General features: G+C 43.6%; 10 protein-coding genes. All 10 read right to left on the bottom strand.

Annotation, left to right across the window (positions count from 1 at the left end; all coding sequences use genetic code 11):
• Positions 1-8: 8 nt before the first annotated feature.
• The 10 genes from LJ740_RS20505 to LJ740_RS20460 all read right to left on the bottom strand — a co-directional run bounded on the left by LJ740_RS20505 (position 9) and on the right by LJ740_RS20460 (position 13,540).
• On the bottom strand, positions 9-725 hold the full coding sequence (locus LJ740_RS20505) for an efflux RND transporter periplasmic adaptor subunit (protein ID WP_229531003.1): 717 nt from the start codon (positions 723-725) through the stop codon (positions 9-11).
• Positions 726-1,262, bottom strand: a complete 537-nt coding sequence (locus tag LJ740_RS20500) for an efflux RND transporter periplasmic adaptor subunit (RefSeq protein ID WP_229531002.1) — start codon at positions 1,260-1,262, stop codon at positions 726-728. It lies immediately after the preceding gene.
• Positions 1,263-1,360: 98 nt separating this feature from the next.
• The gene (locus LJ740_RS20495) at positions 1,361-2,119 is read right to left on the bottom strand and encodes a hypothetical protein (protein WP_229531001.1); all 759 of its coding nucleotides are present in this window, start codon (positions 2,117-2,119) and stop codon (positions 1,361-1,363) included.
• A gap of 8 nt (positions 2,120-2,127) precedes the next feature.
• The gene (locus LJ740_RS20490; RefSeq protein WP_229531000.1) at positions 2,128-2,907 is read right to left on the bottom strand and encodes a hypothetical protein; all 780 of its coding nucleotides are present in this window, start codon (positions 2,905-2,907) and stop codon (positions 2,128-2,130) included.
• The gene (locus LJ740_RS20485; protein WP_229530999.1) at positions 2,900-3,448 is read right to left on the bottom strand and encodes an RNA polymerase sigma factor; all 549 of its coding nucleotides are present in this window, start codon (positions 3,446-3,448) and stop codon (positions 2,900-2,902) included. The genes LJ740_RS20490 and LJ740_RS20485 overlap by 8 nt, the downstream gene beginning before the upstream one ends.
• 47 nt (positions 3,449-3,495) lie before the next feature.
• Positions 3,496-4,386: a hypothetical protein gene (locus LJ740_RS20480; protein WP_229530998.1), complete on the bottom strand. Its 891-nt coding sequence runs from the start codon at positions 4,384-4,386 to the stop codon at positions 3,496-3,498.
• A 156-nt stretch (positions 4,387-4,542) separates the two neighbouring features.
• Entirely contained in the window at positions 4,543-5,175 is a 633-nt protein-coding gene (locus LJ740_RS20475) for a 2OG-Fe dioxygenase family protein (RefSeq protein ID WP_229530997.1), read from the bottom strand.
• Between the two features lie 105 nt (positions 5,176-5,280).
• Positions 5,281-7,665 carry an ABC transporter permease gene (locus LJ740_RS20470; RefSeq protein WP_229530996.1) on the bottom strand — a complete coding sequence of 795 codons (2,385 nt, stop codon included), beginning with the start codon at positions 7,663-7,665 and terminating at the stop codon, positions 5,281-5,283.
• Between the two features lie 35 nt (positions 7,666-7,700).
• Complete coding sequence (locus LJ740_RS20465; RefSeq protein ID WP_229531127.1) at positions 7,701-8,408, bottom strand: ABC transporter ATP-binding protein; 708 nt, start codon at positions 8,406-8,408, stop codon at positions 7,701-7,703.
• A gap of 290 nt (positions 8,409-8,698) precedes the next feature.
• A complete protein-coding gene (locus LJ740_RS20460) occupies positions 8,699-13,540 on the bottom strand; it encodes a non-ribosomal peptide synthetase (RefSeq protein WP_229530995.1) in 4,842 nt (1,613 codons plus the stop codon).
• Between the last annotated feature and the right edge of the window lie 17 nt (positions 13,541-13,557).

Here is a 13,557-nt window from a genome sequence, read left to right as displayed (position 1 = left end):
CGACGAGGTCAGTTAACAGCAAGCCGGGTGATTTTGTCACCCACTCGCGACAAGTCGTTTAGCACAAGTTTGCTTTGCTCAGGAACGCCTGAGGTAACTTGAATGAACATCCCAGCCTCTTGTCCAAACTGCATGGCAACCAGTTCAGCTTCATTGCCACCTTCATTGAGCACAAAAATGTTTTTATAGGTGTTGGCCTTAACATTGGATGGCCGCTTAACGTATAAAGTATCATGCAGCACATCAATTATTATTTTGCCATCAATAGATAGTTGCGGTCTTACAGAATCTGGCAGATCACCGGGCAGTGCAACTTCAACCAGGACGGTGTTTTCCGTTACCACAGGATCAATACGGGCAACTGTCCCTTCCATAGTTGTACTACGGGTATCAATGAGAACCTTTTGACCAACCCTGATCAACTCAGCTTTACTTTGAGGCACTTTAACCTCGGCGTTTAGATGATCTACACTGCCAATCAGGGCCACTTCTTGCCCCGCATCAACGGCTTGTCCAATCTCAACAGCAACACGCTGAACAACCCCCGCTATCCCGGCTTTTATTTCCAACGCATCAACACGTTGCTGTGCTATTTCAAGGTTGCTTTGCAACTGGTTAACCTTTTCATTTTCAATATTTAAAGCTTCTTTGTTAACCGCTTTAAGTTTTTCAATACGCTGCTTAAGAAAGCCCAGCTCATTGAGTAGCTGCTTTTCATGTAACACCTACTCTTTGTAATCGAGCTGAGAGATAATGCCAGCCTTGACCAGTTTTGACTGAGCCTCAGTTTTGAGCGCAGCTAACTCTATCTTACCTTCCAATTTTTTTAGTTCAGCGCTTTGATTCAGATCTTCAATTTTTTGATTTACTTTTAATTGTCTGATGTTGGCCAGTTGTTCATTAAGTGCCTGTCGGGATTTTTGCACGGCTTGCTCCAACTCCGGATTGGTTAACACTGCGATTACGGAGTCGGCAGTCACTACTGCACCCGCTCTGAGTTTGATCGTTTTTACATTGGCGGCAGTCAGTGCCGGTACCAGTTGTAGCTCTGCTGACTCTAATTGACCGTAGCCGTCAACACTGATCACTAAATCGCCTTTTTCTACTGTGGCCAGTAAAAGCGTATTCGCATCTATATTGTGAACATCTCCGGTTGATTTCTGCCATAGTGAATACCCCAAAGCAGCAATGACCAGAGCACTACCCGCGAGCCATTTTATTTTTTTTGTTTTAGTATCTTTTTTGGGCTTTAACCTATCCATACCAATTTCCTGTCGTCCTCTAGCCTTTTAGAGTTTTTTATTTATCCGGATTAACCTGGAAGCCTGGTTGCGTAAGAGCTTTAAAAGAGAAAGGATTTTCACTCTTCAATTTTATTTAAATTAATATCACCATAAAAACTGTTCAACATAAGCTTTGAAATCCCCTTATTTATAACACCACTGGTTGAAAAGTACGTGTTTTCACTCACGCTGCCCGGCGCAACACCCTGTAGTGGTGAGATTTCAAAATCAGAAGATAACTGCCCTTGATGGTTAATAATTTCCAGTAATACATCTGCAAACTTACTCATATTAACATCGATATCTCCTTGACCCAATGTAAAAGAGTAAATATTTTCTCTTTTAAAATGCGTTAAATTTGCAACGATTCTGCCATTACTCACTGTGGCAACAACCGAACCTTTAATATCACTAACTCGAAGCTTTCCGGTTTTTGCACTTATCTCGACATTGCTTTCTAGCCCGGCAATCGAAAGCTGTTTTGCATCCAATGCGCGAAGCGTCAATTGTGTTTGATGAGGTACTTGCACGACGAGTGAATAAAAAACCTCGTCTTTCTTTGTACTTAGTTCGATAAACCTGTTGTTTTGTCTGACATTAAACATCGATTCCCAGCTGCTGGCGCGATCACTTTTTTGCTCTGGGAAATTAGCAGTAATATTTATGCTATTGCCATCGTACCCGACAATAGAAATATCCCCACGCGTTAGATTAACTATAAAATGTGATGTGCTGGTTGCGGGTGTCAGGCTATGCGAAAGATCAGCTTCAGATGCTGTCACTGAATAGCTAAATAAAACAACATAAGCCATGATAACGTGGGTTAGAATTCTCATGATTAAACCTATATTACATTTACCTGTTTATCGCGTTTCAAAATAATGGCGTCATTTAACAGATTCGCATCAATATTTTGCATTTCACTTATCTTATTAGCTTCCTCTGCACTGAGAGGGCTGTGGTGCATCAGCACGTTTATTATGGTCATTTGTACCAGTACGCTGTTCTGGTAACGCAAGGCTTCAATAAGTTCCTTTCTGGCATAAGGCAACGCTCCCGCAAGGTGCTTCAACACAGCGAGACGAACACCATCAGATTCATCATTTTTCAACACCTCAAGCAAATGCCCGGTCAGCTCAGAATCATAACTTAGCTTGCTATCTATAAAATTGAAGGCCGTAAGTCTCTCCGGAGCAGACGATTGATTTAGCAATGCCACTACCAACAAATTTTTTAGGGACTGTTGCTCAGCGTCTATTGCCGATGGACCCTGTAGCGCTCTATCCACCACCACGCCGCTTGTGAACGCAATAACAATGGTCAGTAATTGGGGAGCAAAATTCACATTAGTGGTAGTGAAAAATTGGGCAACACTGCCCAACATGCGCTTCATTTTCGCAATCAACCCCTGATGACTGTCTGTCTTCGGGTAGTTGCTCAACTCTTGATAGAATCTTTGTTTTAACTGAGTACCTGGTTGTACTTCTACGTCTAAGGTACCTTCAGCAAAAAATGCCTCCATAAATGCATCGTGTGATTGCATTTCAGCCGATGTGGCAGCATTTTCAGCACATGCCTCTTCAATAAATGCCTTATTGACGACGTTTTTATGTGATTTAACCATGGTTATCTCCACTCAATTCATCATATTGCCGCTTTAGTGAGTTAATTGCGGCCCTGATACGAGCCTTGAGCGTATTGACATTGCAATCCAGCAACCTGGCAATCTCTTGATAGGGAAGTTGTTGATATCTGCTCAATACGATAATCTCGCGATGCTCAAAAGACAGTTGACTCAGAGCCAGTTTAAACCTGGATTGTTGCTCTTGATAATCCGACTCCTGACCATGACTGGAGCCTACTGCAATGTCATCATCCCAGTCGCAAAATCCAACCGAGTTATCAGGTTTCTTAAAATAATCCGACACTATATTTCTGGCAATTTTGTAGCACCAGGCCGAGAACGAACCTTTATCATCGTAGCTGTCTCTGTACTTGATAACACGAATGAAGGTTTCCTGTACCAGATCTTCCGCAGCACTTTTTGATACGCCGAGGCGCAGGAAGAAATTAAAAATGGGGAGGTGGTAACGTTCGAATAAAACGCCTACCAGCTTCACCTCGCCCTTTTTAATTTCCTGCATCAACTGCTTTTCTTCAAGCATACTTTTATCATTATTATTAATCAGGTAACTCGCAATCTCAGCGCTTCTCAGAGTTTTACTTCAGTCTGATTTAGCGCCATTTGGCTGCCATTATGTAGTTTCATTATCAGTCTGTAAAAAGTTTCAAAAAATTCACCATTAAACTGTTGCTCAATTGAAACATGATCATAGAAAAACGTTTTTGTATCAAAACTTGAAACATCGAGCTCTTTTATTTTGTTTAACATCGTCGAATCCAACGTCAGATATTGCAATGCCACAAGTTCATCAATGTGGTCGATTTTTACACCTAAAGCCTGAAACCGCTCAATGATGCTGTCGCTAAGATGGAATATTTTAATCTTGAGGGCGTCTTGTGTCTGGTCCATTGCAAGACCCAGTTTTCTGAAGGGACTAAGTTGTTCTTCGGTAATTTCAAAGTGGTGTAATGCCAGGATATGACGGGCAGTTAAGTCCTTAAAGCCCATCGTATAGTATGCCTCAAGGTCTTCTTGCTCCAGTTTTCTGGCGGCAAATGCGAGAAGTGTTTCTTCATCTGCATCGGGTAACATAAGGCTGTCGAACCAATTCACATAAACTTCATCCACCCGCAAGTGTTTATACATCAGCACGGACTCGGTTGTATCAACGGTTAAGCCCATATTGCGGTATGCTGCTACATCTTTAGCATCGATACCCGCAATCTTAAAAGCGATAATGTGTGACAGGGATACGTCGGTGTCAAAAGCTGCAGCTATAACTCTGGCGTCGTCTAATGTTATTTTATGTACCTGCAATGCCGTTAAATTTTCAGCGCTAAGGTCTGTTATACCGACACCAGATAAGGCATCTTTCAGCGCTTCAACTTTAGTGCTGTTGTTGGCCAGCGCTACGTTACAAAGGCCAAACGTTAATAGTGCGCTGAGAGTTAAACCTTTTAAAAAACTGTGCTTAGTCATGGATATCATCCGTTTTAGTTATATTATTTCTTATCCACTAATACTTCTGATAACTAAAAAGGTTGTACCTGGCAAAAAATATTTTTAATTAAATGACCATCTGATGCCGAGAATTGATAAAAAGCAAAGACATCAGCTTTGTTGCCACTAACGTATCTACGCTTGTCTTTTCTGCATCGTAATAATGACCACATCCCTGAATGCCCTACCGTCTGACAACGGAGAAAATGGTGAAACAAAGTGTTCCAGGGCTCTGTCATCTAGTACTAATGTTGTATTTGCTTGCAGCGCATTGCTATAAATCTCTTCTTGCGTCGCCAATTCTCGTAACTTAGTGGTTGCACCACTAATGTTATGGTTATTGATACTGCTGATGGCTAAAAAATCAAAGCCATCCTGGTGATATCCCTCAGGTGTTGGAGAAACTTCTTCGCCTTGCTTTGCAGCAACCCGAATTTGGTGGCCAGCAACATCGTAATCGCCCTTGGGAACCAGTTCGAGGTTAACGAGCTGACTCACTGTACTTTGTATGAATTCTTTACAAGCTGCTTCAAGTGCCGGGTAATTTCTCTCCACTCCTCCCAGATAAACATTAATGCTATCGGGCTGAAAAAAAGGTTTCACCGCCTGGCTCCAATGCATTTGGTTTTTTATCCACTTTCCTGTCGAATATGAGCGAAATCTAAATTTGTGAGGCCCTTTCGTGTAATGGTCGTTTTTCAAATATTCAAAACTCTGTTTTAACTCTGCTGAATTAGCATGAACATTGTCAAACAGCTCGTACAACATCTCTCATTTACTCCTTGTCCAAACAAATCAAAGGGAAAAACACAAAACCAGCAAGTACCCCAGCGCAATACGCTGGGGCAAATAAACCATTTACAGTTAATGGGGTTATTGATTGTCTTGCAGGTTGGATATAACTGGCTTATACACCATAGCTCTGAGTGGCAGATAACACGCAATGAATGTCAAAACAGATATTACCAGCAAGGTAATAAACAAATCTAACACCATATCGCCGCCCAAAAACTCTGCGATGTCACCTGGGACATTCAGGTAAGCGAAGATCACAACCAACACGGCAAATCCCATTCCGAACCCGGCTACGGAGAAAGTGTTTTTCAGTATCATCTTAAGGATATCTGACACTTTTGCTCCTATCGCCATACGCGTACCTATTTCAGCGCGACGCATGTGCAGGTTGTAGCTCAAGACTCCATATAACCCAACACCAGCCAAAACAAATAAGAGACAAGCAAGAAAAGCTGTCACTACGGTGGTCATGGTTTGGGCAAAAAGTCTTTTCGCCACAATACTCTCAAGAGGATCGAAGTAGAACACTGCATAAAGCTTATCAATTTCACTTAGCACTTCTGCGACTTTTTCTTTGGATACATCCTGTCCAGGATTAAATTTTACCATCAAGCTAGTAAAACTCTCAGGTGCCGGACGGTAAGAACGGATTGGAATATCGCTTTCCCCCGGGATAGCGACGCCCTTAACAACACCGATAACCGTGTGAATATCATTATTGCCATAATCAAACTTTGTCCCCACTGCACTGCCTTCAGGCGCAAGCTCTCTGGCAAACTGTTCATTAATGACCACCACGCTGTTTCTGTCGCGAATATCGACATCGCTAAAGGTACGACCATCAATAAGCTCCTGGCCAATGAAACTGAAGTAGTTATCGCCTACCCACTTGTTTTGAGGTGTATAACGAGTAGATTCTCCGGCTAAAGTTGTTGCCAAGATTCTAAAGCCACTAAGTGGCGAAGCAGACTGGCTCACATCTTTCACTTCAGGCAAAGCCAATAACTCTGACTTAAGCTCGTCCATTACCGGGATAATTTCGTGTGGCATCGGAAACTCAGGAGCAGAGATAGATAGAATGAGATATTTCGTATCTTGATATTCAAAGCCCGTTGGTTTGTTCATCACTTCCATGGCATTCTTAAAAAGTGAGATATTGGCGAATATCAGAATGCTCACAACAGCGACTTGCAAGAACATCAATTGCGTTCTAACACCCTTAGATACTTGCACCCCTCGGCCTTTACCACTGGATTGCAACATAGTCTTCAGAGCACCGTAGTTGATCATTTTTACACTAAACAAGGCAAAAATACTGGTGAGAAGAACAGCAAGCAGTAACGCACAAACGATCGTTGTAAAGTTGATCTGCAGTTCCCCAGCACGAGGCAAAATATCAGCTAAATGATTTTGAATCAGGACAAAACCAAAATACGAAAGCAATAATGCAAATGTAATTGAAAAGCCGATGATAATGCCATATTCGATGAAATACTGGCGGAAGATATCTCTTGGCTTAGCGCCGAGTGATGCACTAATAGCCAGATTCTGGCCGTTATTGGCCGTTCTGGAGATAAACACGTTGGTGATATTGGCACAAGCGATGATTAACAGACCTACGGCACCAATAATCAACAGATAAATTATACTGCCGACGTCTCCGGTTACAACATCTGCTAATGGGGTTAATCGAGCGTCAATACTCCAGCCATTGTAATACTCAACATGAGCATTTTTCTCTTGCCATGTATCGTTAATATACATAGATACAGAACGCTCTATGGCTTTCACTCCTTGGTCTGATTCAGCAAGGCGACCAACATACATCAACATAGGATTAATGTTGCCCCACAAAAAGTGCATACCTGAGCTCAGGTTGTAATCCCATGGTAGCCAAATATCTACCTGCCTTCCGACTTCATATATTTCCGGCTCCACAAAAGTCTCGGGTAATACCCCAATCACCTTAAAATTTACACCGCTGAAAGAAACGGTTTTGTCGAGGATCTCAGAATCGCCACCATACACATCCATCCATGTTTTGTGTGTAAGCACTGCTTGTGGAATGAAGCTCTCAAGCCCCTCTTCTTCTGTGAATCCACGACCTAGAGCTAATGATGTTCCCAATAGTTGGAACCATTCTGGCGTTACATAGCCCGTGTTTAACGTTGGCTGCTCAGGCAGTGATGTCAATACATCTTTTCCATAGGTCACCATGGCACCAAGGCTAAACTCGGTCTGATTTTTGTAAAAATCAACCAAACCTGGATAGGTAAATGCATTGATCTCTGATTTGCCTTCGTGGTTTGTCAGGTGGTGATCAACGCGATAGAGCTTCTCCTGATCTGGGTAAGGTAAAGGCTCAACCAAAATCAGATATGCCAAAGTTAAAACACACAACAAGGCACTCAGGCTAAACCCCAAGGTGGTCACAACTACAGCGAGAAAGCTGCTGCTTTTCATGGCGTTATGCCATGCTCTGGTGAGAAGGAACTTCATCAAACTGCAACCTCTAGTTGACGTTCTGGTTCGGCGTTCTGCTCAACAATTTTTCCATCCAGCAAATGCAGCTGAGTTTTTGCGTATCTGGCATAGGTAGTATCGTGAGTCACCATGCAAATCGTCGAACCGTTCTTGTTTAATTCGTCCAACAACTTCATGATGGTATCACCACTTTTCGAATCGAGGTTACCAGTCGGTTCGTCGACTAATAATATGGACGGCGAATTAACCAACGCTCGAGCTATCGCAACGCGCTGCTGCTGTCCCCCGGATAGCTGATTGGGTTTGTGCATTGCTCGATGTTCCAGACCAACAAGGGAAAGATAGTGCTGCACTTTTTCACTTACCTGCTGTTCAGTTAGTTCTTCTGAACTGTATCTCAGAGGTAAGGCGACGTTATCGTGAACTGACATGTCGTCTATCAGATTGAAAGACTGGAAAATAAACCCAATATTCTTGTTTCGAAATTCAGCTTCACGGTTCACAGAAAGTGTAGTGACATCTTCACCATCGAGAATGTAACTTCCCTCGGTTGGACTGTCTAACAACCCTATGATGGACAACAAGGTTGACTTTCCGCACCCAGAAGGCCCTGAGATCGATACATAGTCTCCCTCATAGATAGTTAAGTCTAGTGAGTCCAATGCATGAGTCTCCATGAATTCGGTCTCAAACTTCTTAGAAATACCAGTTAGTTTTATTATTTCCTTCACATCTTTCTCCCGATGTTTTGATTATAATTACATCAATTTTTATGTATGTGTTTTACTAAATCGGTCTTGTTGTCACCTCAATAAATAACGCTTACCTGGTGACGGCGGTTTCAATGCCAAATTCTAACTAGCCAAATTATTAACAATCCAAATTCGGCACATCAGTGTCGCTCTCTGTAGGAGCGACACCTTGGCAGAATCTATAATGCCTGGTACTCAATACCCGATTATCGGCACTTCAACCTTGTGGGCACATTAATCGTTTTTTAATTGCTTGCAGCTCATTCAACTGACTGAACTGCATCTGCTGGCAATTCAGTTGTTGAGGCTATTAACCGACGAAGCGTCTTCATCAATAGTTCTCCAAAGTGCTGCATTGTCTCAGGCTTGAATTGCTCATCACTGTAATCAAGTCTGAAATTCAACTCACCATTGTTGATGCTACCTTGCAAGCTCAGGAGATAAGGTCGATGCATCAATTCACCGTTAATGGTATCCCCCATGGGTTGATCAACTTGTTTAAACTCACTCTGCGAAGTAAAGGTTTGATCAAATTGCCCCAAATAGTTAAATACAAACTGTGACGGAGAGTTGCTATCAAATACGGAAATTTCATCGTGACCAGCTAGATACCTGAGCACGCCATAGCTAATCCCATTAGACGGAATCTCTTTGTATTGCTGTTTGATGGTATCCATGATAGCAGCTAAATCTAAGCTGTCGCAGCTGAGTATATATGGATAGCTGGCCAAAAACCAGCCTAAGGTTTGTGATAAATCGACGTCATCAAAAAGCGCTTCTCGCCCGTGACTTTCCATTTGAAGAAGGACTCGATTATCGCCCGTCCACTCGGCTATGGCGGCATAAACGCAGGTTAAAAGCAGTTCGTTTATCTGTACATCATAGCTGGCCAGAGAAGACTGCAACAGGTGCGTAGTTTCTTCCTTACTTAGTGACGCTGACAAATAACGGGTACTCGCCACTAAGGCTTTAGGTACAGGGTAGTCCTTTGCTATCGGTTTAACATCACTACCCGCTACTTTTAACCAATACTCCAGATCGCTGTTGAAAGTTCCGCTGTTTGCCAATTCCGCGAGCTGTTTCGCCCATTTCTGATATGAACTGCTTGGACCAGGCAATTGCACTGACTGACTAGCCCGCAATTGACGATAAGCCACCTCCAGATCGTTAACCATGATTCGCCACGAGTAGCTGTCCATAATCGCGTGATGAACCAGGATAAATAGCCTTCGGTAATGTTCTCCTGAAAAATACACCATTCTGAACAGTGGCCCATTTTCCAAATCCATCTCGGCCTGCATACGTTGGCACTCCAGACTGACGAATTCCTCATTGCATTGCACCTCACTCAACTGCAGCGTTTCAACACTACTGTTAACCAGCTCATCGGTCAGTGCACAATAACTCGCCCGCAACCCTGCTCCCTCATCAGAAAATCTTATGCGCAAGGCGTCGTGCTTCACGTATAAGGCATTCACTATAGGCAGCAAATGCTTCTGCTCGAATTCTTTCGGTGGCTCAAACATCAACGACATGTTGAATTGTTGTACTGCCTCAAATGAGGGCACAGCCATACGATCGTAATGAACAGGTAACAAAGGCATTTCTCCCGAGACCTCTTCAAACTCGTTGTCCGCACCGCCGTCTTCGCGGTATTCAACTCTACCGGCCAACTCACGGACAGTATTCAAGTCGTACATAATACTCGGTGGTACGTATAAGTTTTTACTTTGACACCTGGACACCAACATAATGGCTAAAATTGAATCACCGCCCAGTGCAAAAAAGTTGTCGTCAATACCCACCTGCTCAACGCCAAGCAAGTCCTTCCATATCTCACACAACAATTGCTGCACCTCAGTCTCAGGCTGTTGCACAGCAGTGCGCACAAGTGCCTCATCCAGCTCAGGCAGTTGCGTTCGATTAATTTTTCCGGCGGGAGTATAAGCAAAGTGCTCAACATTAACCACGTGATTAGGCACCATGAAGTTGGGCAACTCACGTGTGAGTCGTTTGCGCATTTTCTCAGCACTCAGGGGCTCTTCACTTGTGTGTACATAGGCTACCAGGGTTGGTACTGAAAACGATTCCGTGTTCAAAATAACCACCGCGCGCTCAACCCCTGAAATCCGCTCCAGTGCCGCTTCTATCTCTCCTAATTCGATTCTATAGCCTCTGAGCTTCACTTGATTGTCATTGCGTCCAAGAAACTCGATTTGGCCAGCCTTATTAATCCTGACCAGATCTCCTGTTTTATACATTTTTCCGTTGGCTTGTCGGCTAAAAGGGTCATCAGAAAAACGCTCAGAGGTTAATTCAGGTCTATTCAAATACCCATTTGCCACACCGTGACCACCAATATACAGCTCACCAATCACCCCCTGAGGAGCCAATTGCAAATACTGATTTAAGACATAAAATGAAGTGTTATCAATAGGTTGCCCAACAGGCTTAGTTTTTAACTGACAGTTATCAACCACTTTTGATACTCCAGACCAAATCGTCGTTTCCGTTGGCCCATAGAGATTCCATAGTTCCGAAACACTACTGAGTAATTTATCAGCAAGAGCTTTAGTTAAGGGTTCCCCGCCGCTCAAAGCCTTCAGATTAGTGTTACCACGCCATCCTGATTCCATGAGCATTTGCCACCTTGATGGCGTTGCCTGCATCATTGAAATGTCATGTTGCTCCAGTAAATCCGCAATTTGCACAGGGTCTGTGTGTTGCCTGTCGCTCGCCAGAACAACAGTCGCGCCATTTACTAAGGGTAAAAAAAGTTCCAACACGGAAATATCAAATGACACTGTGGTCAGAGACAACAGTCTGTCATCTCCACTTATTCCCGGTGTGTGACTCATGGAGTTCAAGAAATTAACCACCCCACTGAGCGGCACTTCTACACCTTTAGGCAGACCGGTAGAGCCAGAAGTATAAATAACGTAACAAACGGCATCTGGCCTTACTGGCAACGCGAGGTTTTCATCCATTAACGCATTGTTGTCCTCGGATAAGGGCATCAATAGTGTGCGATGGTTAGCAAATGTGGCGTGATGCGCATTGTCAGTGATAGTGAGTACTGGACGTGCATCCTCAATCATATGGGTAATTCTGTCTGCTGGATATGAAGGGTCCAGAGGCAGATATGAGGCACCGACTTTCATGACAGCAAGCAAGCTCACTAACAATTCTGAAGAACGTTCAAGAGCAACGGCTACAATATCATTGTGACCTACTTCAAATTGGTTTTTCAGTTTATGTGCGAGTTGGTTAGCTCTTAGATTTAACGTTTTGTAAGTTAATGATTGTTGTTCATAGACCAGTGCGATCTTATCAGGGTGTTGCTCAACCTGCTCTTCAAACCAACCATGTACACTGTTGGCGTTTACCTTGCACTCTTCACCTGATGACAATGATGATAGTATCCTGTCACTCTGTACTGTTGGTACTATGCACTGTTCAACGAGAGGTTTGCTACTATCAGAACTTACAAGCTGAGCAATGACTTGCAGCGCATTGATCATGTACTCCATTAAATCATTGGCCTGAATATCAGAAGCTACCTGAAGCTCCAAGGCGTAGTCATCGCCAAGTTTGTCAACCGCCATATAAATAGGATAGCTTGTTCGTTCATGACCACTAATCGGCAGAACGCCTTCATCCGAAGTTGCTTCAGCGTCCTGTTTTTCCCCGTGACGGTAATTCAAAATCGCAGTAAAAAGCGGGCTTTCCGCAGGCGTCATGGCACACTTTTTCACCACCGATAACGGGGTTTGCTCATGGTTCAACAGCGATAACAATGCCTGATTTACCGTTCGCAACAGTGCAGCACCGCTTTGCCCATCAAAACTGACCCTGACAGGCAGTGTATTGATACAAACCCCCACCATAGTGTCTGAGGCTTCAAACCCTTGAAGTCGCCCGGATAGAACAGTTCCAAAAAGGGCTTCATTACGGCCACAACACGCCGCCACCACCCAGCCAAATGCCAGGTGAAAAACAGCAGCACTACTCATCTGTAACGACTGTGCAAGCGCATTTATTTTATCTGACAAATCAATGGGTAACGTTTGTTTAAGCTCGGTGATAGTAGCGACATCCACTTTGGTATTTAATACGCCAAATGGTGCCGTTATTTCACTGAAATCATCCAGCATCTGAGTAAAGTAGGTACTCGCTTTTTCAGCATCGTAATTTGCCAGAACTTGAGCAATAAAATTTCTATATGGCACAGGGTGCGGGAGTGCATCTTGTTGCCCGGCAAAATATGAGGTCAATTCTCTCTTAATGACTTCAATACCCATGTGATCTGTTGCTATGTGATGAAACTGCAATACGACATACACAAAGTCAGATGAGTCATTGGTGATAAGATGAACCTTAACCAACGGTGGAAGTGTCAATTCAACATGCTGATTTTCGGGCGCAGCCAGGTGAGATACGTAATGCTGACTTTGTTCCATTGAATCAAAACATTTGCGCTCTACACTGAGCTTGATGGAATTCAACACCACCTGCACCGGCTTTGACAACCCTTGCCACAAAATTGCGCTGCGCAACGTATCGTGGCGGTCCACCACAAATTGCATAGCGTCAATAAAACTGTTGGCCATTTGTTGGTTGTCTAATCTGAAAACATGGGGAATAACATAAGGATCACTCTCAGGATTGAGGATATGGTGATACAAGATGCCTTCCTGTAAAGGACCTAACGGATAAATATCCTGAATATTCGTTGTGCTACCACCAACACTATCCACAATGACCTGGATGTCTTGTTCAGACAGATCGACTAAGGTTAGCATTTCCGGTGTCAGTTTCTGCCCATCTGTGCTTATCAGGTTCTCTGGGACAATATATTCTTGGTGCTGTTCCGGAGCACTGAGGTCAATCAATTGAACCAGTTCAGCAATAGTGGGATGTGTGAATAATGCCGCAGGATTGATATCGATGCCTTGGTTCTTCAGTTTGGAAACCACCTGAACGACAATCAGGGAGTGCCCGCCCAGCGCAAAGAAATTGTCCTCTACCCCAACCTGGTCGACACCCAGCACCTCGGACCAAATCTCGCACAGCAGCTTTTCCGTGTCCGTGCGGGGGGCCACATACTGATTCGCAACCA

Source organism: Planctobacterium marinum (genome assembly GCF_020687805.1).
Classification (GTDB): Bacteria; Pseudomonadota; Gammaproteobacteria; order Enterobacterales; family Alteromonadaceae; genus Planctobacterium; species Planctobacterium marinum.
The sequence above is the reverse complement of the archived record's forward strand: the minus strand, read 5'-3'. Positions and strand labels throughout refer to the sequence as shown.

Bases quoted from the DNA above. Each gene is read 5' to 3' on its own strand.
- LJ740_RS20480 (WP_229530998.1), bottom strand. From the start codon at position 4,386: ATGACTAAGCACAGTTTTTTAAAAGGTTTAACTCTCAGCGCACTATTA.
- LJ740_RS20495 (WP_229531001.1), bottom strand. From the start codon at position 2,119: ATGAGAATTCTAACCCACGTTATCATGGCTTATGTTGTTTTATTTAGC.
- LJ740_RS20470 (WP_229530996.1), bottom strand. From the start codon at position 7,665: ATGAAAAGCAGCAGCTTTCTCGCTGTAGTTGTGACCACCTTGGGGTTT.
- LJ740_RS20475 (WP_229530997.1), bottom strand. From the start codon at position 5,175: ATGTTGTACGAGCTGTTTGACAATGTTCATGCTAATTCAGCAGAGTTA.
- LJ740_RS20500 (WP_229531002.1), bottom strand. From the start codon at position 1,262: ATGGATAGGTTAAAGCCCAAAAAAGATACTAAAACAAAAAAAATAAAA.
- LJ740_RS20490 (WP_229531000.1), bottom strand. From the start codon at position 2,907: ATGGTTAAATCACATAAAAACGTCGTCAATAAGGCATTTATTGAAGAG.
- LJ740_RS20485 (WP_229530999.1), bottom strand. From the start codon at position 3,448: ATGCTTGAAGAAAAGCAGTTGATGCAGGAAATTAAAAAGGGCGAGGTG.